Source organism: Bailinhaonella thermotolerans, from assembly GCF_003594875.1.
Lineage (GTDB): Bacteria > Actinomycetota > Actinomycetes > Streptosporangiales > Streptosporangiaceae > Bailinhaonella > Bailinhaonella thermotolerans.
This window is the reverse complement of sequence record NZ_QZEY01000006.1, coordinates 147,503-172,544: the sequence shown is the minus strand read 5'-3', so window position 1 is coordinate 172,544 and position 25,042 is coordinate 147,503. Positions and strand designations below refer to the sequence as shown.

23 protein-coding genes are annotated in these 25,042 nt (G+C 73.5%); 10 read left to right on the top strand and 13 right to left on the bottom strand.

Features of this window, described 5'->3' with window-relative positions; genetic code table 11:
• Window positions 1-7: 7 nt before the first annotated feature.
• Complete coding sequence (locus D5H75_RS18465) at window positions 8-1,507, bottom strand: alpha/beta hydrolase family protein (protein ID WP_119927714.1); 1,500 nt, start codon at window positions 1,505-1,507, stop codon at window positions 8-10.
• 302 nt (window positions 1,508-1,809) lie between these two features.
• On the opposite strand from D5H75_RS18465, the gene D5H75_RS18460 reads away from it, so the two are divergent.
• From D5H75_RS18460 to D5H75_RS18450, 3 genes are read left to right on the top strand one after another with little or no spacing between them, the layout of a single operon-like run.
• Window positions 1,810-2,790, top strand: coding sequence for an ABC transporter substrate-binding protein (locus D5H75_RS18460; RefSeq protein ID WP_119927713.1), 981 nt, complete (start codon window positions 1,810-1,812; stop codon window positions 2,788-2,790).
• Window positions 2,790-3,575 carry an ABC transporter permease gene (locus D5H75_RS18455; protein WP_119927712.1) on the top strand — a complete coding sequence of 262 codons (786 nt, stop codon included), beginning with the start codon at window positions 2,790-2,792 and terminating at the stop codon, window positions 3,573-3,575. The genes D5H75_RS18460 and D5H75_RS18455 overlap by 1 nt, the downstream gene beginning before the upstream one ends.
• Window positions 3,572-4,345, top strand: coding sequence for an ABC transporter permease (locus D5H75_RS18450; RefSeq protein ID WP_119927711.1), 774 nt, complete (start codon window positions 3,572-3,574; stop codon window positions 4,343-4,345). The genes D5H75_RS18455 and D5H75_RS18450 overlap by 4 nt, the downstream gene beginning before the upstream one ends.
• A 66-nt stretch (window positions 4,346-4,411) precedes the next feature.
• Here D5H75_RS18450 and D5H75_RS18445 read toward each other — a convergent pair whose 3' ends face one another.
• Together D5H75_RS18445 and D5H75_RS41695 are read right to left on the bottom strand one after the other, a co-directional pair.
• Window positions 4,412-4,855: a hypothetical protein gene (locus tag D5H75_RS18445; protein WP_147425206.1), complete on the bottom strand. Its 444-nt coding sequence runs from the start codon at window positions 4,853-4,855 to the stop codon at window positions 4,412-4,414.
• Entirely contained in the window at window positions 4,852-5,175 is a 324-nt protein-coding gene (locus D5H75_RS41695) for a hypothetical protein (RefSeq protein ID WP_202638280.1), read from the bottom strand. Before D5H75_RS41695 ends, D5H75_RS18445 begins: the two co-directional genes overlap by 4 nt.
• 375 nt (window positions 5,176-5,550) lie before the next feature.
• On the opposite strand from D5H75_RS41695, the gene D5H75_RS18435 reads away from it, so the two are divergent.
• The gene (locus D5H75_RS18435; RefSeq protein ID WP_147425205.1) at window positions 5,551-6,633 is read left to right on the top strand and encodes a hypothetical protein; all 1,083 of its coding nucleotides are present in this window, start codon (window positions 5,551-5,553) and stop codon (window positions 6,631-6,633) included.
• 74 nt (window positions 6,634-6,707) lie between these two features.
• On the opposite strand, the gene D5H75_RS18430 is transcribed toward D5H75_RS18435, so the two are convergent.
• Window positions 6,708-7,799, bottom strand: coding sequence for a PucR family transcriptional regulator (locus tag D5H75_RS18430; RefSeq protein WP_242454361.1), 1,092 nt, complete (start codon window positions 7,797-7,799; stop codon window positions 6,708-6,710).
• Between the two features lie 96 nt (window positions 7,800-7,895).
• Between D5H75_RS18430 and D5H75_RS18425 the strand changes: the two genes are divergently transcribed.
• Window positions 7,896-8,825 carry a proline dehydrogenase family protein gene (locus tag D5H75_RS18425; RefSeq protein WP_119927707.1) on the top strand — a complete coding sequence of 310 codons (930 nt, stop codon included), beginning with the start codon at window positions 7,896-7,898 and terminating at the stop codon, window positions 8,823-8,825.
• 211 nt (window positions 8,826-9,036) lie between these two features.
• Complete coding sequence (gene pruA / locus D5H75_RS18420) at window positions 9,037-10,665, top strand: L-glutamate gamma-semialdehyde dehydrogenase (RefSeq protein WP_119927867.1); 1,629 nt, start codon at window positions 9,037-9,039, stop codon at window positions 10,663-10,665.
• 169 nt (window positions 10,666-10,834) lie between these two features.
• Here pruA and D5H75_RS18415 read toward each other — a convergent pair whose 3' ends face one another.
• The 6 genes from D5H75_RS18415 to D5H75_RS18390 all read right to left on the bottom strand — a co-directional run bounded on the left by D5H75_RS18415 (window position 10,835) and on the right by D5H75_RS18390 (window position 16,328).
• A complete protein-coding gene (locus tag D5H75_RS18415; protein WP_119927706.1) occupies window positions 10,835-11,470 on the bottom strand; it encodes a TetR/AcrR family transcriptional regulator in 636 nt (211 codons plus the stop codon).
• A 27-nt stretch (window positions 11,471-11,497) separates the two neighbouring features.
• Window positions 11,498-12,148 (bottom strand): biliverdin-producing heme oxygenase, encoded by a 651-nt coding sequence (locus tag D5H75_RS18410; RefSeq protein ID WP_119927866.1) that lies wholly within the window; start codon window positions 12,146-12,148, stop codon window positions 11,498-11,500.
• 99 nt (window positions 12,149-12,247) lie between these two features.
• Window positions 12,248-13,417, bottom strand: coding sequence for an acyltransferase family protein (locus tag D5H75_RS18405; protein ID WP_119927705.1), 1,170 nt, complete (start codon window positions 13,415-13,417; stop codon window positions 12,248-12,250).
• On the bottom strand, window positions 13,414-14,187 hold the full coding sequence (locus tag D5H75_RS18400; protein WP_202638279.1) for an alpha/beta hydrolase: 774 nt from the start codon (window positions 14,185-14,187) through the stop codon (window positions 13,414-13,416). The genes D5H75_RS18405 and D5H75_RS18400 overlap by 4 nt, the downstream gene beginning before the upstream one ends.
• A 96-nt stretch (window positions 14,188-14,283) precedes the next feature.
• Window positions 14,284-15,033: a response regulator gene (locus D5H75_RS18395; RefSeq protein ID WP_119927703.1), complete on the bottom strand. Its 750-nt coding sequence runs from the start codon at window positions 15,031-15,033 to the stop codon at window positions 14,284-14,286.
• The gene (locus tag D5H75_RS18390) at window positions 15,030-16,328 is read right to left on the bottom strand and encodes a sensor histidine kinase (protein ID WP_147425204.1); all 1,299 of its coding nucleotides are present in this window, start codon (window positions 16,326-16,328) and stop codon (window positions 15,030-15,032) included. The genes D5H75_RS18395 and D5H75_RS18390 overlap by 4 nt, the downstream gene beginning before the upstream one ends.
• A 227-nt stretch (window positions 16,329-16,555) precedes the next feature.
• Between D5H75_RS18390 and lon the strand changes: the two genes are divergently transcribed.
• From lon to D5H75_RS41690, 3 genes are all read left to right on the top strand, one after another.
• Window positions 16,556-18,946 (top strand): endopeptidase La, encoded by a 2,391-nt coding sequence (gene lon, locus D5H75_RS18385; protein WP_119927701.1) that lies wholly within the window; start codon window positions 16,556-16,558, stop codon window positions 18,944-18,946.
• Between the two features lie 154 nt (window positions 18,947-19,100).
• Entirely contained in the window at window positions 19,101-19,583 is a 483-nt protein-coding gene (locus D5H75_RS18380) for a GNAT family N-acetyltransferase (protein ID WP_119927700.1), read from the top strand.
• 657 nt (window positions 19,584-20,240) lie between these two features.
• A complete protein-coding gene (locus D5H75_RS41690; protein WP_202638278.1) occupies window positions 20,241-21,515 on the top strand; it encodes a G5 domain-containing protein in 1,275 nt (424 codons plus the stop codon).
• A gap of 20 nt (window positions 21,516-21,535) precedes the next feature.
• Here the strand turns inward: D5H75_RS41690 and D5H75_RS18370 are convergent, their stop codons facing one another.
• Window positions 21,536-22,408, bottom strand: a complete 873-nt coding sequence (locus D5H75_RS18370; protein WP_119927699.1) for a cytochrome d ubiquinol oxidase subunit II — start codon at window positions 22,406-22,408, stop codon at window positions 21,536-21,538.
• 124 nt (window positions 22,409-22,532) lie between these two features.
• Window positions 22,533-23,714: a cytochrome ubiquinol oxidase subunit I gene (locus D5H75_RS18365; RefSeq protein ID WP_119927698.1), complete on the bottom strand. Its 1,182-nt coding sequence runs from the start codon at window positions 23,712-23,714 to the stop codon at window positions 22,533-22,535.
• A 97-nt stretch (window positions 23,715-23,811) separates the two neighbouring features.
• Here D5H75_RS18365 and D5H75_RS18360 point away from each other — a divergent pair, with 97 nt between their 5' ends.
• Window positions 23,812-24,150, top strand: a complete 339-nt coding sequence (locus tag D5H75_RS18360) for a helix-turn-helix transcriptional regulator (RefSeq protein WP_119927697.1) — start codon at window positions 23,812-23,814, stop codon at window positions 24,148-24,150.
• Window positions 24,151-24,261: 111 nt separating this feature from the next.
• Here the strand turns inward: D5H75_RS18360 and D5H75_RS41685 are convergent, their stop codons facing one another.
• Entirely contained in the window at window positions 24,262-24,927 is a 666-nt protein-coding gene (locus D5H75_RS41685; protein ID WP_202638277.1) for a permease prefix domain 1-containing protein, read from the bottom strand.
• Window positions 24,928-25,042: the final 115 nt, after the last annotated feature.

The following is a 25,042-nucleotide window of genomic DNA, read 5'->3' as shown; positions in this document are numbered from 1 at the left end:
CGGTGGGTCACCAGGGGTAGGCGTAGAGGCCGTAGTAGCTGGCGGCGAGCATCAGGAGGCCGGTGCCGCCGACGGGGCCGAGGACGGCGAGGTACTGGCGGCGGCTGAGACGCCACCCCTCGCGCAGCCCCTCGATCACGGCGGCGACGGTCGTGACCTGCAGGACGAGCATGAGCAGGGTGGTGCCGCGCAGGGTGATCCAGCCCAGGTGGAGGCCGACGAAGGACCCCGCCTGATGGATCGAGAAGAGCACCACCGTGGCGATGAAGCCGAGGAAGGCGACGATGAACGCGACGCCGCTCAGGGCCAGGCGGAGCAGGCGGCGGTTGAGGGTCGCCCAGGGGAGACCGCCGTCGCCGGAGCGGCCCCGGCCGTCGCGGGTGCGCAGGCGGGAGACCAGGGCGGCCGTGGGCCAGGCGAGGTAGCCGGCGCAGGCCAGGATCACGGCGGCGAAGGCCATCGAGCTGCCGCCGTACCAGGGGGTCTGGGGCACGTCGATCGCGGCGTACCGCTGGACCGGGGTGCCGCCGGCGACGCGGGGCTCGGGGGCGGCGGTGGCCGGCAGGCCGCGCATCCAGTTGGCCATGCTCTCCAGGTAGCCGGGGACGAAGCCGGATCCCGGGATGCGCATGCCGTGGTTGGCGTTCGGGATGAACCGGATGGAGTAGGAGGTGTTCCCGGCCCGGTCGAGGGCGTCCGACAGGGCGCGGGCGCTCTCGATGAAGGGGATCGCCGGGTCCGCCGTGCCGTAGATCGCCAGGACCGGCTGCCGGATCCGCTCCAGCACCGGGATCGGGTCGTACCGCAGGAAGTCGAACTCGGCCAGGCCCATCGCCCGCCCGAGCATCTGGCGGGCGCCGTCGGGGGCGTGCAGCCTGCGGAGCTGCTCGTTCATCGCCCAGGCGACCTGGCGCAGCGGCGACACGTTGGGCGCGGACACCAGGATGAGGAAGGCGACCTCGGTGCTCTGCGCCGCCGCGATGGGCGCGACCCAGCTCCCCTCGCTCACGCCCCACAGGCCGACGCGCGAGGGGTCCACGTCGGGCCGCGCCCGCAGCACCCGCAGGGCGGCGAGCGCGTCGTCGGCGAGCAGCCGGAAGTCGCGGTGGCGGAAGGAGTAGCCGACCCCGCGCTTGTCGAACGACATGGTCACGATCCCGGCCGCCGCCAGCCGCCGCGCCTGCCCGACGAACTCCGACCGTTTGGCGCTGCCCGACCCGTGCACGAACACCATGGCCGGGTGCCGCCCGGGCGAGGCGGGGTAGTAGATCGTCGATTCCAGGACGGTGCCCTTGACCGGGATCCGCAGGTCGATCTGGCGCACGGGGGCCAGGGGCGCGGGGCGGACCTGCTCGGCGGGCGGGATCGGGGGCAGGGAGGAGTACCGGGGCTCCGCCCGCAACGGCGGGGGATCGAACGCCGGTGGCGAGAGAGTGCCCCCGGTGATCGCGAGTCCGATGAGCACCGCCCCGGTGATCAGGCCGAGCCTGTGCCGCCCAGGAACCATGCCGCCCTCTTCCGGTCAAAGCGCCGGTTCCACACCACCTCCCAAGTGTGACGATCCGATCAACTCTCGGGAAGGGGGAGCGGAAGCCGCGGTTACCCCTTGGTTTATGCGTACCCAGGAGAAAGCCCAGGTCGCAGGAGGTTTGCCGGAGAGGCGAAGAAGGTTCGGTAAGAGAGGTTTCCTTATTGTTATTGGCGCACCGTCCGCCGGGTGCACTAGCCTGATCCACCGCTATCGATCATGCGGGTACATACAACCACAGACCCCCTGACCTGGGGCGTGCTGTGACTAGGAGGTCCACGATGAGGCTCGGCCGCGCCGGTCTCGTAGCGCTCACCCTCGCTCTGTCCCTGACCGCGACCGCGTGCGGCGGCGGCTCCGATTCCGCCAAGAGCGGGGACAACCCCAAGGGACTCGAGAAGACCAACCTCAACATCGGGCTCGTCCCGGTCCCCGACTCCGCCGCCGCGGTGATCGCCGATCAGAAGGGCTTCTTCAAGGAAGAGGGGCTGACGGTCAAGTTCACCCCCATCCCGGTCTCGGGCGCGGCCACCCCGCTGATGCAGAACGGCTCGATGGACTTCGCCCTGCTCAACTACGTCTCCACGTTCATGACGCAGGGCCAGGGCGCGGTCAAGTTCAAGTTCGTCTCCGACGCCTACCAGGGCGTCCCCAAGGGCTTCGCCCTCCTCGCCAAGAAGGACTCCAAGATCCAGACGGCGAAGGACCTCAAGGGCAAGAAGGTCGCCGTCCCGGCGCCGCAGTCCATCACCCACCTGCTCGCCCAGTCGGCGGCCCAGGCCGACGGCATCGGCAAGGACGACTTCGAGGCGGTCAAGGTCGGCCTGCCCGAGATGATCGGCCAGCTCGACAAGGGCACCGTGGACGCGATCGCGGCGGTCGAGCCCTTCATCACCGAGGCCCAGAAGAAGATCGGCGCCCGCATCGTCGCCGACCTGGTGAGCGGCCCGACGGCCGACTTCCCCGTCGCCGGCTGGGGCGGCCTGGCCTCCTTCGTGGACAAGAACCCCAAGACCGTGGCCGCCTTCCAGCGCGCCCTGGCCAAGGCGCTCAAGGTCGCGCAGGACCGCCAGGAGGTCGTCAAGGTCATCCCGTCGTACACCACGATCAAGGCCGACACCGTCTCGATCATCGCCCTGGGCACCTACCCGACCACTCTTGAGCCCGCGCGCCTCCAGCGGGTCGCCGACATGCTCGACCAGTTCGGCTACCTCAAGAACAAGCTCGACGTCCAGCAGATGATGGCCCCTCAGCCGAAGTAATGAACACTCTGCTCAACGGCAAGACGGCACGCGGGGCCATCGGCTTCGTCGTCTTCTTCGCCCTCTGGGAGGCCTGCTGCCGCATCGGGGTCATCGACCCCGACCTGCTGCCGCCGGCCTCCGTCACCCTGGCCCGGGCGGCCGAGCTCGCCGTGGACGCCGAGTTCCTCGGCTACGTCGGCGAGACCCTGGTCACCTGGGCCATCGGCCTGCTCGTCGCCGCGGTCGTGGCGATCCCCCTGGGCGCGCTCATGGGATCGCTGCGGCCGGTCGAGAAGGCGCTGCGGCCGCTGGTGGAGTTCCTCCGGCCGATCCCCGCGGTGTCGATCATCCCGCTCGCGATGCTGCTCATCAGCGACGTGCAGCGGATGCAGATCACCATCGTGGTCTACGCCGCGACCTGGCCGATGCTGATCAACACGATTTACGGCATGCACGACGTGGACAAGGTGGCCAAGGAGACGCTGCGCAGCTTCGGCTTCAGCCCCGCCGCCGTCGTGTGGCGGGTGTCGCTGCCCAGCGCCGCGCCGTTCATCGCGACGGGCGTACGGCTCAGCGCCGCCATCGCCCTCATCGCGGCGATCAGCGCGCAGCTCCTCGGGCCGGGCTCCGGCATCGGCGGCTTCCTGATCCAGGCCCAGTCCGGGCTGGACAGCCTGGACACCCTGGTCGCCGCCGCGCTCTGGGCCGGGCTCCTGGGCGTGGTGACCAACGCCGCGCTGGCCCTCACCGAGCGCCGGATGTTCCGCTGGCACATCGCCAAGGCGAAGGGGGGCCGGGCGTGAGGCGTCTTCTCCACCTCTGGATCGTCCCGGCGGTGCTGGTCCTGTGGGAGGTGATCACGCGGCTCAAGGAGGACCCGTTCTTCCTGCCGCCGACGAAGATCGTCGCTCACATGCACGAGGTGTGGTTCTCGGGCCCGCCGCAGCGCCTCTTCCTCACCGACGAGGCGATCGGCAACATCCTGCCGAGCCTGCAGCGGCTCCTGCTCGGCTGGCTCATCGCGTGCGTGCTCGGCGTCCTGCTGGGCGTGGCCATCGGCCGGTCGCGCCGGCTCGGCGACTACGTGGACCCGCTGATCAACTTCCTGCGGGCGATCCCGCCGCCGGTGCTGGTGCCCGTCTTCATCGCGATCTTCACCATCGGGGCCGAGATGCAGCTCGCCACGATCGTGTTCGGCGTGGTGTGGCCGGTCCTGCTCAACTCGATCGACGGCGCCCGCTACATCGAGCGGCTGTACTTCGAGACCTGCGACGTCTTCCGCTTCTCGCGGAGCGTCCGGCTGTTCCGCGTGATCATCCCGGCCGCGCTGCCGAAGATCTTCGCGGGCCTGCGCCTGAGCATGTCCACCGCGCTCATCCTCATGATCATCTCTGAGCTGGTGGGCTCCACCGACGGCATCGGCTACCTGGCCATGCTCGCCCAGGGCAGCATGGACATGGGCGGCCTGTGGTCCAGCATCGTCCTGCTGGGCATCCTGGGCCTCCTTCTCAACTTCATCCTCCTTCGCGTGGAACGCCGGGTCCTGACCTGGCACCACGCGGCCCGCACCTGAGGACGAGGTCTTCCAGGGAAGCCGCCGGGGCATGAGGCCCCGGCGGCTTTCCCATGCCCGCGCCGCCTATCCCCCCTCCCGCCGGGCGCGTTCCGTCATCCCCCGCAGGATCCGCCGCGCCTTCTCCACCGTCCGCGCCACGGGCACCCCCTCCGCCACGCCGTACGGCAGCGCCCCCGGCCCGAGCAGCCCCCCGCTCCCGCCGTACGGCCCGGCGGGGCGCTCGGCGGGGTCCTGCGGATCGCAGACGGCCAGGAGACTCCAGGCGGCGGCCAGCCGGTCCTGGGCCGCGAGCTTCGCGCCGAGTTCGGCCAGGCTCGCGGCGGAGAGAGCGCCCACGAGCCCGGCGGCGGCCTCCCGGGGACCGAGGACGCCGCGCCGCACCGCGCTCCAGCCGCCGCCGTTCTCCCGGCTCAGCTCCCAAACCGGGTAGAGCGCCGCCAGCGCGTCCAGCCGCACCCGGTCCCCGGGCCCCAGCCCCGCCCCCGGGTCGTTCCACCACCGGCTCACGGCGCCACCCACCCCAGCCCGAGCGCCGCCCGCTCCCGGTCCGCCCGGACCCGCGCCGCCCTGGCCCGCCGCACCTCCTGCTCCCGCAGCACGGCCGCCAGCCCGCCCGGATCGTCCCCGTCCACCACCCGCGCGCACCCCTCCGCCATCTCCTCCCCGCTCAACCCCCGCCGCGAGGTGGCCCAGACCCTCCCCGCGTCACTCCGCCACACCACCCACCCCGGAAACTCCTCCGCCAGGGAGGCGATGGTGATTTCGGGGGATTGCGCGATGACCGGGACACCGGCTCGGGGGCCGGGGAAGGACGTGGATTCGGACACGGCTCTGCCACCTTCCTGGTCGGGAATCTCGTCGCGGCGGTGAATTCGCTGCGTTGGGTTCAGGACTCCTCACGGAGTGTGAGACCTGTGGTCTCATGGTGGCCGGGGGTGGGGGATCAGACCAAGAGCCCGATGCTGGAGCCTCGGCCTCCAGCCATCACCAGATACTCGGAGCCGCACATGCCGCGCCCGCTCACACCGGTCAATCCGGCGCTGTCTCCCTGGCACCTGCTCGGAGCCGCCATTCGGCACTGGCGCGATGAGGTCCGGGGCCTCTCGCAGCCGGGACTCGCGAAGGCCGCATATGTGGACTCCGGGGATTTATCCAAGTGGGAGAGGGGGCTCGCCCGGCCGTCGGCGAAGGCGGTCGCGGACATGGACGCGGCACTCGGCGCGGGCGGACAGCTTTCGGCGCTGTACGCCACTGTCGTCGAGCTGGAGCGCTTTCGTACGCTGGCGAGGGAAGGCTCTCCGGGAGAGGAGGAGGCCACGGAACGGCGACGGTTGCTGGGGCTCGCCGCGGGTGCCGGGGCGGGGGCGCTCGGGGTGCCGGCGGAGCAGGCGCGGCGTTTGCTCGAGCTGTCCTTCGGGGCGGAGGGGCCGAGCGTCGAGGAGTGGGAGCTGACGTGCGCGGACCATCTTCATGGGTTGCGCACCCGGGCGCCGGCGGGGGTGGCGGCCGACCTGCTCGCCGATCTGCGGGTGCTGCGCGGGCAGTTGGACACGGCCCGCTCGGGTGAGGTGGGGGAGTTGTGGCGGGTGGCCGCCATGCTGTCCGCCGTCCACGCGAACGCCCTGACCAGGCTGGGTGACCACGGGGCGGCGATCCGGTGGTGGCGGACCGCGCGGAGGGCCGCCGACGCCTGCGGGGAGCCGGGGATCCGGCTGCTCGTCCGCGACGAGGAGGCCGGGCACGGGCTGTACGGCCAGCGGGAGCCCGCGACGGTCCTGCGGCTGGTCGAGGACGCCGGGCGGATCGCGGGCCGCCCCTCGGTGGGGCTGGTGACGACGCGGTTGAAGGCACTGGCGATGCTGGGCAGGCACGACGAGGCGCGGGCGGGGCTCGCCGCGCTGCATGACGCGGCGGACCGGGGGGCTGACGGGGACCCGGTCGGCTTCTGGAAACCGGACCAGGTCCACTTCGCCGAGAGCTGGGTCCACGCCGCGCGCGGGGACGAGGACGCCGCCGGGGCCGCGCGGGACAGGGTGCTCTCGCTGGCCCGCGACTACCAGTACCGCGCCAACGTCACGCTCCACGCCGCGTGGTGCGCCGTCGCCGCCGGAGGCGTCTCCGAAGGCGTACGGCAGGCCACCGAGCTGGTCGCCTCCCTCGCCCCGGCCTACCGCAGCCACCACATCCTCGAAAGCGCCCGCGTGGTCCTGCACGCCGTGCCTCCGGGGCGCCGGTCCCTGCCTCAGGTCAGGGACCTCCGCCGCGTCCTCGCCGCGCCCCTGTGAGGGCCCGCCCCGCGCCCGGGGGCGGAGAATCCCCGCGGTGATCTTGAGCGCGATCGCGGCGGATTCCCGTGGGGTCAGTCCGTGAGGAGGTGGCGGGCTTTGAGGGAGAGGTGGAGGAGGAGGCGGTCTTCGCCGTTGGCGAGGTTGAGGCCGGTGACGCGGGCGGCCTTGGAGAGGCGGTAGTAGAGGGTCTGGCGGTGGATGTTGAGGGCGGTGGCGGTCTCCTGGGCGTGGCCGGCCTTGTCGAGGTAGGTCTCCACCGTGCGGATGAGGTCGCGGTCGCCCTCGGCCAGCAGGAGGTACGCCGGGGGGTCGGCGGCCAGGTCGCGCAGCTCCGAGCGGGAGAGGCGGGACAGGGGACGGTAGACGCCGAGGTCCGGCCAGCTCGCGACCGGGCCCATGCCGGGCACGGCCGTGGCCACGCGGAGGGAGAGCACGGCATGCCGCCAGCTCCGCCACGCGTCCTCGCGGTGGGCGGCGGAGCCGATGCCCGCCAGCGCCCGGCCCGGCGGCGACGCGGCGCGGTCGCGCACGCCGTACGCCTCCAGCAGCTCCCGGGCGACGCGCCCGGCCTGGGGCGAGGGGGCCAGGACGGCGTACGGGGTCTCGGAGGTGTCGGCGATCACGCCGTGCGGCGGGGTCCAGATCGGGGTGGCGGCGGGGGTCACCGCGATCAGCGTGACCTCCGCCCCGGCGGGGACCAGGTCCTCGGCCGCCTCGCGCACGTCGGGGGAGGGCGAGATGAGGTCGCGCAGGCGGCGGCCCCGGTCCTGGCGGGCGCGGGCCTCCTGGGCGAGCAGGAGCGCCACGCGGTCGATCGCCGGGCGCAGCGGCAGCAGCCGGTTCTCGTCGATCTCCCCGGCGTCGTCGAGGAGCCACAGGTAGCCGTACGTCACGCCGGCCCGCCGTACCGGCACGCACAGGCGGCCCAGGACCGACAGCCCGGGGTTGGGCGGCACGCGGACCGGGTGCTCGGCCGTGCCGATGCCGAACCCCTCGAAGTAGGCCCTGACCTCGGGAGACGCGCGCCGGCGGAGGATGGACTCCTGGCGCACGGAGTCGATCTCGCGGTCCTGCGCGCTGGACGCCAGCAGGTTGAAGGCGCGGTCCTCCAGCGTCGCGGGCGCGCCGGTGACCCGGGCCGCCTCGTCCACCGTCTCCTGCATCACCCGATCATTGTCATACAGATGTCTGAATGCTTGGGACGCAAGAAGTGGCGGATGTCCATATATCGCGCTGACCTGGGTATTTAGTGTTGAGTCATGCTTGGATCGGTACTACTCGCAGCGTCCCGGAGCCCGCGCGTACGACGCCTCGTCTCCGGGGTCCCCGTCACGCGCTCGGTCGTGGACCGCTTCGTGGCGGGGGACTCCCGCGCCGACGCGATCGCCGCCACCAAGCGGCTCGCGGAGAGCGGGCTGGACGTCACCCTCGACCACCTCGGCGAGGAGACCCGCGACGCCGAGGCCGCCGCCGCGACCGCCCGCGCGTACGGCGAGCTGCTGCGCGACCTGGCCGGCCTCGGCCTGGGCACCCGCGCCGAGGTCTCGGTGAAGCTGTCGGCGGTCGGGCAGGCGCTCGGCGCGGACGGCGACAAGATCGCGCTGGAGCACGCCCGCGAGATCTGCGTGGCGGCCAAGGAGGCCGGCACCACGGTCACGCTCGACATGGAGGACCACACCACCGTGGACTCCACGCTGGAGATCCTCCACGCGCTGCGGGAGGACTTCCCCGACACGGGCGTGGCCATCCAGTCGTACCTGTTCCGCAGCGAGTCCGACTGCCGCGACCTGTCCCACGCCGGATCCCGCGTCCGCCTGGTCAAGGGCGCGTACGCCGAGCCGGCCTCGGTGGCGTACCAGGACAAGCGCGAGGTGGACGCCGCGTACGTCCGCTGCCTGCGCATCCTCATGGACGGCGCGGGCTACCCCATGATCGGCTCCCACGACGGCCGCCTGATCGCGATCGCCGGGCTCCTCGCGCGCGACGCCGGCCGCTCCCGGGACTCCTGGGAGTACCAGATGCTGTACGGCATCCGCGCCGACGAGCAGCGCGACCTGGCCAGGGAGGGCTTCGGCATGCGGGTCTACGTCCCGTACGGCGACGACTGGTACGGCTACTTCATGCGCCGCCTCGCCGAGCGCCCCGCCAACGTGGGCTTCTTCCTCCGCGCCCTGGTCTCGCGCGGCTGACCTCGCGCGCGGGTCTCGCGCGGCCACCTCGCGACGACCGGCGGAGCGGGCCCCTTCCCGCGCCGGTCAGGTGATTTCCGCCTCCAACGGCGTGGGCGGGGATCACCTGACCGGCGCGGGGGAGGGGCCGGCCCGCCTTCCCCTCACGCCGCGGCCCCGATCCGGCCCGCGGCACCCCGATCATCCGTACACCTTCAGAAAGGCGGTCCCCTTGGACGCTGTGACGAACGTTCCCGTCCCCGCCAACGAGCCGGTCCTCGGCTACGCCCCCGGCAGCGCCGAGCGCGCCTCCCTGGAGGCGGCCATCAAGCGGCTGACGGCCTCCGAGCTGGAGCTCACGATGACCGTGGGCGGAGAGCAGAGGATGGGCGGCGGCGACCTCATCGACGTGGTGCAGCCGCACAACCACGCGCACGTGCTCGGCCGTACGGCGAACGCCACGGCGGCCGACGTGAAGGGCGCGATCGACGCGGCGCTCGCGGCGGCCCCGGCGTGGCGGTCGCTGTCGTTCGACGAGCGCGCGGCGGTCTTCCTGAAGGCGGCCGAGCTGCTGGCCGGGCCGTGGCGGCAGACGCTCAACGGCGCGACCATCCTGGGCCAGTCGAAGTCGGTGCAGCAGGCCGAGATCGACGCCGCCTGCGAGCTGATCGACTTCCTGCGGTTCAACGTGGCGTACGCGCGGCAGCTCATGACCGAGCAGCCGATCTCCTCGCCCGGCGTGTGGAACCGGATGGAGTACCGCCCCCTTGAGGGCTTCGTGCTGGCGATCACGCCGTTCAACTTCACGGCGATCGCGGCCAACCTCCCGGCCTCGGCGGCGCTGATGGGCAACGTCGTGGTGTGGAAGCCGTCGCCGACCCAGCAGTTCGCCGCGCACTTCACGATGCGGCTGCTGGAGGAGGCGGGCCTGCCCCCGGGTGTGATCAACATGGTCACCGGCGACGGGCAGGCGATCTCCGAGGTCGCGCTCACGCACCCGGAGCTGGCCGGGATCCACTTCACCGGCTCGACCGCGACGTTCCAGCACCTGTGGGGCGCGGTCGGCGCGAACATCTCCGGCTACCGGTCCTACCCCCGGCTCGTCGGCGAGACCGGCGGCAAGGACTTCGTGATCGCCCACCCGTCGGCCGACCCCGACGTGCTGCGGACCGCGCTGGTCCGGGGCGCGTTCGAGTACCAGGGCCAGAAGTGCTCGGCGGCCTCCCGCGCCTACGTGCCCCGCTCGGTGTGGTCGCGCATGCGGGACGAGTTCGTCGCGGTCACCGAGTCGCTGACGGTGGGCGACGTGGCGGCGGACCTGTCCACGTTCATGGGCGCGGTCATCGACGGGCGCGCGTTCGCCAAGCACAAGGCCGCGCTGGAGCGGGCGCACGCCACCGCCTCGATCGACGTGCTCACGGGCGGCACCTGCGACGACTCCACCGGGTACTTCGTCCAGCCGACGATCCTGGAGTGCCGCGACGCCGCCGACCAGGTCTTCACCACCGAGTACTTCGGCCCGATCCTGGCGGTGCACGTCTTCGACGACTCCGACTACGACCGGGTGCTGGCCCAGGCGGCCGACATCGCGCCGTACGCCCTGACCGGCTCGATCATCGCCCGCGACCGGCACGCGATCGCGGCGGCCTCGGAGGCCCTGCGCTTCTCGGCGGGCAACTTCTACGTCAACGACAAGCCCACCGGCGCGGTCGTCGGCCAGCAGCCCTTCGGCGGCGCCCGCGCCTCCGGCACCAACGACAAGGCCGGCTCGGTGTTCAACCTGATCCGCTGGGTCAACGCCCGCACGATCAAGGAGACCTTCGTCCCGCCGACCGACCACGCCTACCCCCACATGGGCTGACGTCCGCCGCGTCCGTACGGCCCCGGCACTCCGCCGCCGGGGCCGTACCCCTTTTTCCGGGCCGCCTTTTCCGCCGTCCGCCCCCCGCCGTGCCGTACGGCTCACGCGGGGCGGGACCGGCGCGGCCACGGGGCGACCGCCGGAAGGAAGGGGAGGGCCGCGCGGCGGCTCAGGACCGGGGCGGGGCGACCAGTTCGGCGACGGCGGCGCGGTCCACGCCCAGGGCGCGCAGGGTGAAGCGGGCCACCGCGGCCCACGCCTCGTCCAGCGTGGTCTGCCCGCGCAGCAGGGGCACCCGCTGGGCCCCGATGGCCGCCAGGATCAGCCGCGACGCGCCCTCCGCGTCGGTCTCGTCGAACTCGCCGGAGTCCATCCCGGCCTGCACGATGTCGCACAGCACCCGCTGCATCGGGGCGACGTGGTCGGCGAGCGCCTGGTAGGCGTCCGGGCCGAGGGTGGCGCCCAGCTCGGCGGCGGCCGGGTGGGGGTGGGCCATCAGCCCTTCGAGCTGGAGGTGCACGAAGGCGCTCAGCCGCACGGCCGCCGTGGCGTCGGTGGGCAGCTCGGCCTCGTAGCGCTGGATGAAGTAGGACGTCACCCGCTCGGTGAACGCCAGCAGCAGCGCGGCCTTGTCGGGGAAGTAGTTGTACAGGACCGTGCGGGTGATGCCCGCCGCCGCCGCCACCTCGGTCATCGAGATCTCGTCGATGCCCCGCTCCCTGGCCAGGCGCGAGACGGCCGCGAGGATGCGCTCCTCCGTCTGGGCGCGGTGCTCGCTGATCGTGGCCGCCGAGATCCTTGGCATGCACTCATCGTCGCACAGCGGGACGGGTCAGGCGACGAGGTGCTCCCGCGTGACCCGCGCCAGCTCGTCCATGATCTCGATGTTGAGCTGGTACGCCAGCCGCGTCTCGCGGATCACCCGCCGCCGCTCGGCCTCGTCGAACGGCAGCGCGTCGAGCCGGGCCCGGTAGTCCTTGCGGAACGCCGGCAGGCTCGGCACGTCGTCGAACACGTAGGACTCCAGCCCGCGCCGCTCCAGGCCGTACGTCTCGCGCATGCGGCGGCGGATGACCTGGCCGCCGGCCATGTCGCCCAGGTAGCGGGTGTAGTGGTGCGCGACGTAGCCGCCGGGCCACTCGGCCACCTGCTCGATGCGGGCGACGTAGGTCCGCGTGGGCTTGGAGGGGGAGATCCGGTCGCGCCACGCCGCGCCGTACAGGAACTCCAGGTCGCGCTCCAGCGCGGGCACCCGGTAGATCTCGGGGATCACGAACGCGCCGGCCACCGGGTGGCCGGCCAGGTCGCGCGCCGCCGTCTCCAGGGCCGCGTAGGCGAAGTAGTGCTGCGCGAGCATCTCGGCGTAGCCGTCGCGGCTCAGCCGCCCGCCGAGCAGCCAGGTGATGTAGCGCCCGTCGGCGGCCTCCTCGTGGCTGGGCCACGTGGACTCCTTGAGCACCTCCGAGAACGGACCCTCGCCCACGATCGACTCCTCCCGCCTCGCCGCGCGTTTCACGACACAGTGTCGCAAAACCTGGAGGGCCTCGCAAGATGGTGACGACACGTCGTCATATAAACGTCGTCATAGGAACGGCCGGGCCGTGCGCCGCAGCGAGACCGCCGCGACCGCGGCCAGCCCGAGCGCGAACACCGGCAGCAGCGCCAGCCGCGCGGCGATCCAGTCGGGCGAGTCGGGCGCGGCGTGCAGGCCCGGCAGCGGGGCGCCGGGGAGCGTCACCAGCACGGCCAGGACCAGCACGGACTGGTGCCACAGGAACACCGGCATCGCCGCGAGGTTCGCCAGCGCCACGGCGCCCCACAGGCGGGGCCGCCGCATGAGCCGGGCCAGCGGCTCCCGGAGCAGCAGCGCCAGCCCGGCCTGGGCGGACCCGAAGGCGACGGCGGCCAGCGACGGCGGATCCAGGTTCGACACCCGCGCCCCCGTCACGCCCACCATGCTCGCCGGATAGCCGAACCACGTGATCAGCGCGCCCGTGACGGCCGCCCCGCCGAGGAACAGCCCCCACGCCGCCCGCCGCCCGCCCAGCCCGCCGCGCGCCAGGTCGCTCCCCAGGGCGTACGGCACCAGCCACCCGGCGACCACGTTCACCGCCCCGGCCCAGGCGGGCCCGCCGGCCCCGAACCGCGCGACGTCCGACACGAGCACGACGCCGGCCATCGAGGCGGCGACCACCCCGCGCGGCGCCCGGATGAGCATCGGCGTGCACACCGTGACCAGGACGTACACCGCGACGAACCACAGCGGCCCCAGCCCCGTCATCGCCATCGCGCGCATGGTCGTGGCCGGGACCCCGGCGTACGCCATCGCCGCCAGCAGCGCCCCCCACGCCGCCAGCAGCGGCACGACCGGCCGCGTCAGCCGCGACCATCGCGCCGCCACCCAGTCGCGGTACGGCACGGCCGCGCGGACCCCGCGGACCCCGCGGGTCGCGACGTATCCGCCGACGAAGAAGAACACGGCCAGCGTCTGCAGCGCCCACGACACGGGCGACAGCTCCGGCATGTGGGCCAGGGGACTGTCCGTCAGGTGGCCGCCTCCGGCGGCGGGCCGGAACGCGCTGACCAGCCAGTGCCCGAGGACGACGCCCAGGATCGCCGCCGCCCGCAGCGCGTCCACGCCCCGGTCCCGCCCCGCCGGCGTCGCCTCCGCGATCCCGCCGAGGACCTCGCGCACGCCCCGCCGCGCCCCGCCGCCGCTCCGGGAGGGGGCAGCGGGCCGGGGCCCGGTCATCGGGCCGCCTCCGGGGTACGGCCCAGCGCGATCCGGGCGAGGCTGGCGAGGGCGGGGGAGCCCGGGGCGAAGTAGCCGCTGTGCCCGGCGTCGCCGGCGTCGAAGACCCCCGCGCCGTACTCCCGCGAGGTCGGGTCGGCGCCGAACCCGACCCCGCCCAGCCGGACGTTCGGCACGAGGCGGATCCAGTCCGAGGTCCCCCGGCCCGCCCACACGCGCGCCGTGGTGCCCAGGTCCGCGGCGGTGTCCACGCCGGTGCCGGGGCTGCCGAAGAACGCCACGTCGGTCACCGGCAGGCCGCGCAGGCCCTTCGCGCAGACCACCGAGCCGTAACTGTGGCACAGCAGCCCGATCCGGGCCCGCGAGGAGGACGCGAAGCCCCGCACGTAGCGCCGCAGCGCGTCCGCGCCCGGCGCCGCCATCGCGTCCGTCAGGATCTCGGCGCTCTTGGCGCGGGGCGTGGTGTAGCCGAGCCAGGCGACCACCGCGAGCCGCGCGGACGGGTCCTGCCGCAGGGCCTCGCCGTACAGCGCGCGGGCGTCGCGGAGCTGGCGGTCGAAGGTGCGCGTGGTCATGTCCGAGCCGGGCACGACCACCACGACCCGGTCGGCGGTGGCGGCGTCCCCGACCACCTCGACCCGGCGTTCCCGCCGTACGGCGTCGCCGGGATCCGGTGCGGGGGGCGCGACCGCCGCCAGGACGGGCAGCGCGATCAGGGCGCCGGCGAGGAACCGGGGACGGGCCGGGCTCTTCCTGTCATGGCTGGTCACGACGGAAAAGCTAGGAATCGGGGGGCCTCGCCCGCGTCCCCCGCGAGGGCGCAATCCCCGCGTCACCCGCGCGGGTGACGCGGGTGAGACCCGCGGCTACTCCCCGGGCCTGACGAGGCCGGTCTCGTAGGCGTAGACGATCGCCTGGGCGCGGTCGCGCAGGCCCAGCTTGGCCAGGACGCGCGCGACGTGGGTCTTGACGGTCTGGTCCGAGACGACCAGCTCGGCCGCGATCTCCTGGTTGGACAGGCCCTGCGCGACCAGCCCCAGCACCTCGCTCTCGCGCTCGGTCAGCGCCGCCGGCCGCTGCCGCGCCGGGGCGCGCCGGGCTCCGAGGCGGGAGAACTCCGCGATCAGCCGCCGCGTCACCGAGGGCGCGATCAGCGCGTCCCCGGCGGCGACCACGCGCACGGCCTCGGCGAGCTGCTGCGCGGACGCGTCCTTGAGCAGGAACCCGCTCGCCCCCGCCCGCAGCGCCTCGTACACGTAGTCGTCCAGGTCGAAGGTGGTCAGGATCAGCACCCGGACCGGGCCGCCGCCGTTCCGGCCCGCGTCCCCGCTCCCGCCCGCGTCCCCGCCCCCGGCTGTGCCCCCGGCTGCGCCCTCGGCTGTGCCCTCGCTTTCGCGTGGGCCGAGGATGGCGCGGGTGGCCGCCAGGCCGTCCATGACCGGCATCCGCACGTCCATGAGCACCACGTCGGGAGTCAGCTCGGCGACCGCCCGCACGGCCTCCTCGCCGTTGGCCGCCTCGCCCACGACCTCGATGTCCGGCTGCGTGCCCAGGAACACGCGGAACCCCGTCCGCACCATGCCCTGGTCGTCCGCGATCAGCACCCGGATCGTCATTCGCCCTCCTGGAGGGGGAGCGTAGCGGTGACGACGAACCCGCCGTCCGCGCGGGGCCCGGCGGTCACGCTCCCGCCCAGCATCGCGGCCCGCTCCCGCATCCCGACCAGCCCGTGCCCGGTCCCCGGCGCGGGCGGGGCGGGTTCGGCCGCAGGCGGTCCGTTCTCCACGCGCAGCCGCAGGTGCCCGCGCCCGTGCAGCACGTGCACCAGCACCCGGGAGCCGGGAGCGTGCCGCATGGCGTTGCTCAGCGACTCCTGCACGATCCGGTAGGCCGACAGCCCCACCCCGGGCGGCACCTCACGCTCCGGCCCCGAGACGCGCGCGGTCACGTCGAGCCCCGCGCCCCGCGCCGTCTCCACGAGCTCCGCGATCCTGTCCAGCCCCGGCTGCGGAGCCGTGTCGCCCGTCCCGTCGCCGTCACGCAGCACCCCGAGCACCCGCCGCATCTCGGTCAGCGCCTCCAGCGACATCGTCCGGATCTCCGCCAGCCCCGCCTTCAGCTTCTCCGGGTCGTCCCGGGCGCTCAGCGGCGTCGCCTCCGCCTGAATCGCGATCACCGACATGTGGTGCGCGACCACGTCGTGCAGCTCCCGCGCGATCCTGGCCCGCTCCTCCAGTACGGCTCCCGCCGCCCGCGCCTCCTCCGTGGCCCGCCGCTGCTCGGCCAGCCGCACCTGGGCGGAACGCCGTACGCGCACGTTGTAGCCGAGCAGGGCGATCGGGGTGAGCACGAGCACCGCGATCGGCAGCGAGATCGGGTGAATCACGAAGGTGCCGATCACCGAGGCGGACCAGGCGGCGACGGTGATCCGCCGCTGGCAGCGGGCGGCGAGGGTGTACAGGCACAGCAGGTAGACGCCGATGACGAGAACGTCGTACATCTGGAAGAGGGACTTGTTCACCCACCCGGACATCGCGATCCCGGCGAGGGCCACCCGCCAGGCTCCGAGCGGCCACCGGCGGCGCAACACCAGCGGGGCCGATCCGGCCAGCGCCACGAGCGCGAAGGTGAGATCGCTCCACGGCGGCCCGATCCCTGTCCGCTCCCAGTAAGGCGTCAGGCCGTTCTGCGTGGCCGCCAGGCTGTTGAAGGTGACCAGGAAGACCAGGCAGGCGACCACGGCCTCGAACGCCGTCAGGACGTCGAGGCGGCGCCCCAGCAGCCGGGGCGACCGCGGCACCTGGACGGACCCCCAGCCGGACGGGGACGGCGCGGGATCCGCCTCTCCCGTCGCCAGGGCCTCCGCGAACGGGCGCGCCAGCCGTACCGCGAACTCGGGCACGCCAAACACCGCAGCAGCATATGCCGGACATGCCGGGGTGCGCGTGCCCCCTGAGGGTGATCCCGGCGGGTCACCCGAAAGGGTGACGGGACCGCCGGAATAGGGGCGGGGGTGGGATGGCTGTAGGGGGTATCCGCCCGGGGCTGAGATCGCTTACAGCGAACAGGCGCAACTTCGGGAACAATGCGGGACTGAAACAACTTGAGCCAATCAGACTCAAGTGAGGATGGACTGTGATGAGCGAGATCTTGACCCTCCCCGTGCTCCCCCTGGACGACGCGGTCGTGCTGCCCGGCATGGTCGTCCCGCTGGACACGTCCGAATCCGAGATCGGCGCCGCGGTCAACGCGGCCCAGGCCGTTTCCCGCCCGAAGGGCCCCGGCATCCGCTCCGCCGGCAAGCCGACCGTGCTGCTCGTGCCCCGCGTCGAGGGCCGCTACGCCGCCGTCGGCACGCTCGGCGTCGTCGAGCAGGTGGGGCGCCTCCCCGGCGGTGAGCCCGGCGTGGTCGTGCGCGGCGTGTCCCGCGTCCGCGTCGGCGCCGGCGTGACCGGTCCCGGCGCCGCCCTCTGGGTCGAGGCCACCGAGGTCGAGGAGCCGTCGTACGCCCCGGGTCGCGCCGAGGAGCTGATCGGCGAGTACAAGGCGCTGGCCACCGCCCTGCTCTCCAAGCGCGGCGCCTGGCAGGTCGTCGACGTCGTGCAGCAGATCGACGACCCGGGCGAGCTGGCCGACAACGCCGGCTACTGGCCGTTCCTGAGCACCGAGCAGCGGGTCGAGCTGCTGGAGACCGCCGACCCGCTCGCCCGCCTGGAGCTGGTGGTCCAGTGGACCCGCGACCACCTGGCCGAGCTGGACGTCGCCGAGACGATCCGCAAGGACGTCCAGGAGGGCATGGAGAAGCAGCAGCGCGAGTTCCTGCTGCGCCAGCAGCTCGCCGCCGTCCGCAAGGAACTGGCCGAGCTGAACGGCGACCCCGCGGACGAGGAGGACGACTACCGCGCCCGCATCGAGGCCGCCGACCTGCCCGAGAAGGTGCGCGAGGCCGCCCTCAAGGAGGTCGACAAGCTGGAGCGGTCCTCCGACCAGTCGCCCGAGGGCGGCTGGATCAGGACCTGGCTCGACACGATCCTCGACATCCCGTGGAACGAACGCACCGAGGACACCTACGACATCGCCGGGGCGCGGCGGATCCTCGACGAGGACCACGCGGGCCTGGACGACGTCAAGGAGCGCATCGTCGAATACCTCGCCGTGCGCAAGCGCCGCCACGACCAGGGCCTCGGCGTGATCGGCGGCCGCCGCAGCGGCGCCGTGCTCGCCCTGACCGGCCCGCCCGGCGTCGGCAAGACCTCGCTCGGCGAGTCCGTCGCCCGCGCCATGGGCCGCAAGTTCGTCCGCGTCGCCCTCGGCGGCGTGCGGGACGAGGCCGAGATCCGCGGTCACCGCCGCACCTATGTCGGCGCGCTGCCCGGCCGCGTCGTCCGCGCCATCCGCGAGGCCGGATCGATGAACCCGGTCGTGCTCCTGGACGAGGTGGACAAGGTCGGCGCCGACTACCGGGGCGACCCGACGGCCGCGCTGCTGGAGGTGCTCGACCCGGCGCAGAACCACACGTTCCGCGACCACTACCTCGAGGTCGAGCTGGACCTGTCCGACGTGCTCTTCCTGGCCACGGCCAACGTCATCGAGGCCATCCTCGGCCCGCTGCTGGACCGCATGGAGGTCGTGCAGCTCGACGGCTACACCGAGGACGAGAAGGTCACGATCGCCCGCGACCACCTGCTCCCGCGCCAGCTGGAGAAGGCCGGTCTGACGGCGACCGACGTGACGGTCTCCGACGACGCGCTGCGCAAGCTCGCCGGGGAGTACACCCGCGAGGCCGGCGTCCGCACCCTGGAGCGCGCGATCGCCCGCGTGCTCCGCAAGATCACCGCGGGTGTGGCGCTCGGCGACAAGGAGCTGCCGGTGTCGGTCGGCGCCGACGACCTGGTCGGCTACATCGGCCGGCCGCGCCACCTGCCCGAGACGGCCGAGCGCACGGCGGTGCCGGGCGTGGCCACGGGCCTGGCGGTCACCGGGGCCGGCGGCGACGTCCTCTTCGTCGAGGCGTCCCTGGCCGACAAGGAGACCGGCTCGACCGGCGTCACGCTGACCGGCCAGCTCGGCGACGTGATGAAGGAGTCCGCCCAGATCGCCCTGTCCTACCTGCGCTCGCGCGGCGCGGAGCTGGAGCTCCCGGTGGGCGACCTGAAGGACCGCGGCGTCCACATCCACGTCCCGGCGGGCGCCATCCCCAAGGACGGCCCGTCGGCGGGGGTGACCATGACGACCGCCCTGGCGTCGCTCCTGTCCGGCCGCCCGGTCCGCTCCGACGTGGCCATGACCGGCGAGGTCTCCCTGACCGGCCGCGTCCTGCCCATCGGCGGCGTCAAGCAGAAGCTCCTGGCCGCTCACCGCGCCGGCATCACCACGGTGCTGATCCCCAAGCGCAACGAGCCGGACCTGGACGACGTCCCCGCCGACGTCCTGTCGCAGCTCACGGTCCACGCGGTCAGCGACGTCCGCGAGGTCCTGGCCCTGGCCCTGGAGCCCGCCCGGATCGCGGCCCCCGCCGCGGCCGCCTGACCCGGGGCGCGGCGAGCGCCTTCCGCGCCCGCCGCGCCCGCCGCGCCGGCCCGCCGTACGGCGAGCCGCCCGAGAACGCGCCGCCCCGTGTGGAAGGGGGAACCCACACGGGGCGGCGTCCTCATGCCCTGTTCGAAGCCGCTAAGGTGACCTGATGATCTCGCTGGAACCGCTCCGGGCCGACCACGCGGCGGCGCTGCTCGCCTTCGAACTGGAGAACCGCGCCTACTTCGCGGCGTCGATCCCCGACCGGGGGGACGCGTACTTCGCGGAGTTCGAGGAGCGCCACCGGGCCCTGCTGGAGGAGCAGGAGACGGGGACGATCCGGTTCCACGTGCTGGTGGATCCGGCGGGGGAGATCCTGGGGCGCATCAATCTCATCGACCTGGCGGAGGGTTCCGCGGAACTGGGATACCGGATCGCGGAAAAGGCCGCCGGGCGCGGACTCGCCACCGAGGGCGTGCTCCGCGTGTTCGCGCTGGCCTCCGGGGAGTACGGCCTGCGCGAACTGCGCGCCGTGACCAACCTCGACAACATCGGCTCCCGCCGCGTCCTGGAGCGCACCGGCTTCCGCCCGGTCGCCGAATTCGACCTGGACGGCCGCCCCGCCATCCGCTACCTCCGGCCCCTCCCCTGACCCCTTAGCCGGGCCCGCCCACCCCTCCGCCAGAGACACCCTCCTCGCCCGCCCCCGGCACCGCCTCCTCGCCCGCCCAGAACCTCGGCGCTCCCTCCTCGCCCGCCCCCGCCCCCGGCGCCCTCTCCTCGTCCGGCCTCACCCCCGGTGCCTCTCCTCGCCCGGCCACATCCCCGGCACCGCCCCCTCGCCCGGCCACATCCCCGGCACCGCCCCCTCGCCCGGCCACATCCCCGGCACCGCCCCCTCACGCGGCCAGACCTCGGAGCTCCCTCCTCGCCCCGGCCGCACCCCGGTGCCCCTCCTCGCGCGGCCCCGCCTCCGGCGCCCGTTTCCCCTGCGGCCCTCACCCCCGGGAGCCCTTTCCTCGCGGTGATCATGCAGTTTTAAGCACACCCTGTGCTTAAAACTGCATGATCACGACGAGGGGGAGGGTGAGGGGGCGAGGGGCGGGGGATGTGGAATCGCCGGAAAAGGTATTACGGCCTGGGGAAACATCCTTAATCCCGGTGTTCGTGAAATAGGCGAATGATGCGGTGGAAAGGGCTGTCCGGCGTCATACTGGGATGCCAGGTGCGCCAGTGAGCAATGTGGTGCTGATCTCCCCGACTGCCCGTGATCATGTTTCGCGCTCGGTCGGCGTTGAGGGAGCGGATCATGGAGCAGCGTACGGCTCCGGCCGGCGGGCGGCGGGCCCGCTGGGCCGAACGTGAGAACCACCGGCGGCAGCAGGCCCACGCGGCGGCCCTCGCCCGGTGGCAGGCCGACGAGGCGGAACTGCGGGCGATGGCCGAGGCCGCGCGCTCGCCGCGGCCCGCCCGCCTCCCGCACCCCGCCGACCTGCGGCGCGGCGAGACCCCGCGCTGGGCCTGCCCGCGTGCCGCGATGGTGGAGCCGGCCGCCCCCGGGCCCCTCGAAGGCGTCGGCCACGCGGGCTTCTCGCTGGAGACCGTACGCCTGCGGGCCGCGTCCGGGCCGCCCCCGCCCGCCGTACGCGACCAGGGCACCGTGATCGTGACCGACCGCCGCGTGATCTTCCAGGGGGCGCGCGCCAACCGCGAATGGTCGTACGCCAAGCTCATCGGCCTCCACCACGACCCGCGCCTGCCGTACACGCTGATGCGGGTCGGCAACCGGAAGAAGGTGTCCGGGATCCTGCTCGACCCCGGCGACGCCGCCGGGTTCCGCTTCGCCTGCACGCTCGGCCTGGCCGAGCACGCCGGCGACCGCGCGGGGTTCGTCGCCCACCTGGAGCGCCTGCTCGACGCCTGCCGGCGCGCCCGCCCGCAGCCGCCGCCCCCGGCCCGGCCGGACGAGGCGCCCGCGCCGATGGGCGCGATCGTGGGCGCCGCCGTCGCCGTGGTGGTGGTGATCCTGCTCATCGCCGGGGCGCTGGCCCCCGACCCGCCGGCCGCCGAGCCGAGCCTGGCCGCCGACCGCTCGTCGTCGTCCCCGGCCGCCGAGCCGCAGTCCGCGTCCGCCGCCGCCTCGCCCGCCGCGTCGGCCCCGGTGACGCCGGCCTCCGAGACGCGCACCGTCACGGAGACCAGGAAGATCCCCTTCCCGGTCAGGAGGGTGCGGGACCCCGCGCTCGCCGAGGGCGTCACGAAGGTGAGGCGGCGCGGCGTCCCGGGGGTCAGGACCCTCAGGTACGAGGTCACCGTCGAGAACGGCGTGAGCAAGGGCCGCAAGCTGCTGGGGGAGACGGTCACGAGGAAGCCCGTCACCCAGATCGTCGTCGTCGGTACCAAGCGGCCCCAGGCCCCCCGGTGCCACCCGAACTACGGCGGCGCGTGCGTCCCCATCGCCAGCGACGTCGACTGCGCGGGCGGGGGCGGCAACGGCCCGGCCTATGTCTCCGGGCCGGTCCGCGTGATCGGCGAGGACGTCTACGACCTGGACCGCGACGGCGACGGCATCGCCTGCGACTAGCCGCCGAGCCCCGGGCCGCGTCAGAAGAAGGAGCGGGCCACCGGCGTGCGGAAGGCTCGCCACACCCACCACTGCGCGGCCGCCATGAAGGGGAGGAGGGGGAGGGCGACCAGCGACATCGCGCCGAGGGTGGAGGCGCTCGCGGTGTGCGCGAGGAGGTACGGCAGGAGCGCGCCGAAGGTGGCCAGCGCGGGCGCGGCCGCCGCCAGGGCGGTGGCGGGGAAGGAACGCGTGGCGAGGAGGGCGGCGGCCACCGCGAGCACGGCCGCGGGCCACGCCCCGGGGTGGGCGAGGACGACCGGGACGGCGGCCACCGCGGTCAGGAGCACGGCGGGGAGCGCGGCGCGCCGGGCGACGGCCCCGGCCAGCGGATCGGGCCCGCCGCCGGGGGCGGGCAGCCGGCGGGCGGCGAACCCGGTCCCGTGGGCGGCGAAGAGGGCGGCCAGGGCGGCGCCGTAGGCCACGCCGGTGAGAAGGCCGCCCCCGATCGCGCCGGAGAGGATGAAGCCCCAGCTCAGGGTGAGCCCGGCGCTGCCGGCGACGACGGCGGCCTCCCACGTGCGCCGCCAGGCCGGGCTCTTCTCGCGCAGGCGGAACCAGAAGCCCGCGTCCCGCACGACCCAGGAGAGCAGGAGGGCCACGAACGCGGGGTAGAGGCCGCTCAGCACCTCGCCTTCGAGGACGGGGAAGACCCCGACGAACACGCCCGCGAGGGCGACCAGCCAGATCTCGTTGGCCAGCAGGAACGGCCCCACGGCCGCGATCAGCCGGTCGCGGCGCTCCGGCGTGCGGGCGAGCACGGGCAGGAGCAGGCCCACGCCGATGTCGAAGCCCTCCAGGGCGAAGTAGCCGGCCAGCAGAAGGCCGAACAGCGACGGCCAGACGACGTCCACGACGTACTCCTCACAACTCGTTCGGCGGGCCGGACCGGAAGGCCAGGGCGGATCGGAAGGTCCGGGCGGGTCAGAAGGGCAGGGCGGTTCGGAAGGTCCGGGCGGTTCGGAAGGTCCGGGCGGGTCAGAAGGTCAGGGCGGGGGCGCGGCGGTCGGCCTCGGCGGGCGGGGGAGCGCCGAGGGCGACGTCGCCGGGGCCCCGCCGTACGGCGCGCATGATCAGGAACCAGTCGATCAGGGCGAGCAGGCCGAGGACGGCGGTGAAGCCGACCAGGGAGACGAGGACCATCTCCCGGGTCACGCCGGGGGAGACGGCGTCGGCGACCGTGAGCCGGCCGTACACGAGCCAGGGCTGGCGGCCGATCTCGCGGACGAGCCAGCCGAGGATGGAGGCGGCGAACGGCAGCGGGACCAGCAGGATCAGGAAGCGCAGGAACAGCCGCCGGCGGGCGTACCAGCGGCCGAACAGCATGAACGGCAGCACGAAGGTGGACACCAGGGCGAGCAGGTTGCCGAGCGCCATCATGAGACTGAGGTGGTCCCCGACCGTGTCGAACTTGCCGGGCTGGGTGCCGCCGACGACGCCGAACTGGGCGTAGCCGAAGCCGACCACGACGCCGCCGCCGAGGATCGCGACCGTCGCCGCCAGGCGGGTCGAGCGCACGAAGAACTCCGGGTCGGGGGTGCGCCTGAGGAAGTGGTACGCGCTGACGCCGATGATCACGAAGCTCGCCGCCCACATGCTCGCGCCGATGACGTGGCCGAGGGCCATGCCGAGGTTGGGGTTGGTCAGCAGGGCGCCGAAGTCCACGAGCTTGAGGCGGTCGCCGGCGAGGACGCTGCCGACGGGGTTCTGGAGGAACGAGTTCGCCACCATGATCCAGAAGGCGCTGGCGTACGCCGTGAGGGTGACGAGCCAGATCAGCGTCAGGTGGAGCCCGCGCGGGATCCGGTTCCAGCCGAAGATCCACAGGCCGAGGAACGTGGACTCCAGGAAGAACGCCACGAGCGTCTCCAGGGCCAGCGGCGCCCCGAACACCTCGCCGGCGAAGTGCGACAGGCCACTCCAGTTCATCCCGAACTGGAACTCCATCACCAGGCCGGTGAAGATCCCGAGGGCGTAGTTGATCACGTAGATCTGGCCCCAGAAACGGGTCATGCGCTCCAGGACCGGTTCGCGGCCGAAGTGCGCCCGGGTCTGCATGATCGCGACCAGCGGCGCCAGGCCCAGGGTGAGCACCACGAACAGGAAGTGCAGGCTCGTGGTCAGGGCGAACTGCAGCCGGGACAGCTCAAGTGCGTCCATCCGCGTCTCCTCGTCAGGCTGGATACGTAGACACTCTACATGTAGGTTGTCTACGTATGGAGAGCGAGGGTGGCCGGTGTCTCTAGACTCATTCGGTGTGAACGCGGATTCCCTGCGTGGGCACATGGACGCGCTGATACTCGCCGTGCTGGAGGCCGAGCCCCTGCACGGCTACGCCATCATCGAGGCGCTCCAGCAACGGAGCGGGGGAGCGCTGACCGTCCCCACGGGCACGGTCTATCCGGCCCTGCGCCGGCTCGAACGCGCGGGCCACCTGGCCGGCGAGTGGGCCGTCGTGGGCGGCCGCAAGCGCCGCACCTACCGCCTCACCCAGGCGGGCGCCAAGGCCCTGGCCGGGGAACGCGCCGCCTGGCGCGACTTCACCTCGGCCATCGGCAGCGTCCTGGACCCCGAGACCAAGTCCGGCCCGGCGTGAGGCACGCCCTGGTACGGAGGACGTCCTGGGACGGAAGGACGGTCAGGCGTCAGGGGCGGTCACGCGTGAGAGGTGGTCACGCGTGAGAGACGGTCAGGCGCGAGGAAGCGGTCAGGCGTAGGCGGCGGCCTTCCGGGCGGCGCGCACGCAGCGCACACCGCTGAGGACGGCCCAGGCGCTCAGGGCGGCGCTCACACCTGAGGCGATCGTCGCCGGCGTGCTCGGGGCCGGGGCGACGCCCGCCGAGAGCGCCGCCGACAGCAGGTAGATCACCGGGACCTGCACGATGGCCAGAATCCCGACCGCCCGCGTCACCACGCGGGTGCGCGCGGGCCCGCCCCGCCGGAACGCGTACGCCGCGGCCACCGACGCCAGCGCCACGCCCGCCTGCAGGTAGTCCAGGGCCCGCGCGAGCGGGTGCGCCCACTCGGCCCCGTCGTCCCAGCCGGCCCCGCCCCCGCCGGGGAAGACCCGCCAGACCCCCCACCACATCAGCACGCTGCCCACCAGCGCGAAGAACTGCACGAGCGCCGTCCACCGGCCCTGCGCCGCCGTCAGCTCCGCCTGGAACCCTGCCGCGACCTCACCCACGCCGCCGAACTCGGCCACCGCCTGGCGCCGGGCCTCCGCCTCCGGCATCCCCTCGGCGACCAGCGCCTCCGCCGCGTCCTCCAGCCCGTCGCGCACCTCGGCCACGAAGTCCCGCCGCACCCGCCGAGGCCCGTACAGGACCTCGTCCAGCTCGCGCACGAAGCCCCCGACCGCGTCCCCTCCCACGCCCGGAATCCTAATCGCCCCGCTTCCCCCGAGGAATCCCATACGCCCCGGATCCCGCAGGCCCCGGATCCCGTACGCCCTCGGATCCGTACGCCCTCGGATCCGTACGCCCTCG

Coding starts and splice junctions, on each gene's coding strand:
- D5H75_RS18395 (WP_119927703.1), bottom strand. CDS start 15,033: ATGACGATCCGGGTGCTGATCGCGGACGACCAGGGCATGGTGCGGACG.
- D5H75_RS18465 (WP_119927714.1), bottom strand. CDS start 1,507: ATGGTTCCTGGGCGGCACAGGCTCGGCCTGATCACCGGGGCGGTGCTC.
- D5H75_RS18430 (WP_242454361.1), bottom strand. CDS start 7,799: ATGCAGGAGACGGTGGACGAGGCGGCCCGGGTCACCGGCGCGCCCGCG.
- D5H75_RS18455 (WP_119927712.1), top strand. CDS start 2,790: ATGAACACTCTGCTCAACGGCAAGACGGCACGCGGGGCCATCGGCTTC.
- lon (WP_119927701.1), top strand. CDS start 16,556: ATGAGCGAGATCTTGACCCTCCCCGTGCTCCCCCTGGACGACGCGGTC.
- D5H75_RS18460 (WP_119927713.1), top strand. CDS start 1,810: ATGAGGCTCGGCCGCGCCGGTCTCGTAGCGCTCACCCTCGCTCTGTCC.
- D5H75_RS18435 (WP_147425205.1), top strand. CDS start 5,551: ATGGACGCGGCACTCGGCGCGGGCGGACAGCTTTCGGCGCTGTACGCC.
- D5H75_RS41690 (WP_202638278.1), top strand. CDS start 20,241: ATGGAGCAGCGTACGGCTCCGGCCGGCGGGCGGCGGGCCCGCTGGGCC.
- D5H75_RS18405 (WP_119927705.1), bottom strand. CDS start 13,417: ATGACCGGGCCCCGGCCCGCTGCCCCCTCCCGGAGCGGCGGCGGGGCG.
- D5H75_RS18380 (WP_119927700.1), top strand. CDS start 19,101: ATGATCTCGCTGGAACCGCTCCGGGCCGACCACGCGGCGGCGCTGCTC.
- D5H75_RS18415 (WP_119927706.1), bottom strand. CDS start 11,470: ATGCCAAGGATCTCGGCGGCCACGATCAGCGAGCACCGCGCCCAGACG.
- D5H75_RS18425 (WP_119927707.1), top strand. CDS start 7,896: ATGCTTGGATCGGTACTACTCGCAGCGTCCCGGAGCCCGCGCGTACGA.
- D5H75_RS18365 (WP_119927698.1), bottom strand. CDS start 23,714: ATGGACGCACTTGAGCTGTCCCGGCTGCAGTTCGCCCTGACCACGAGC.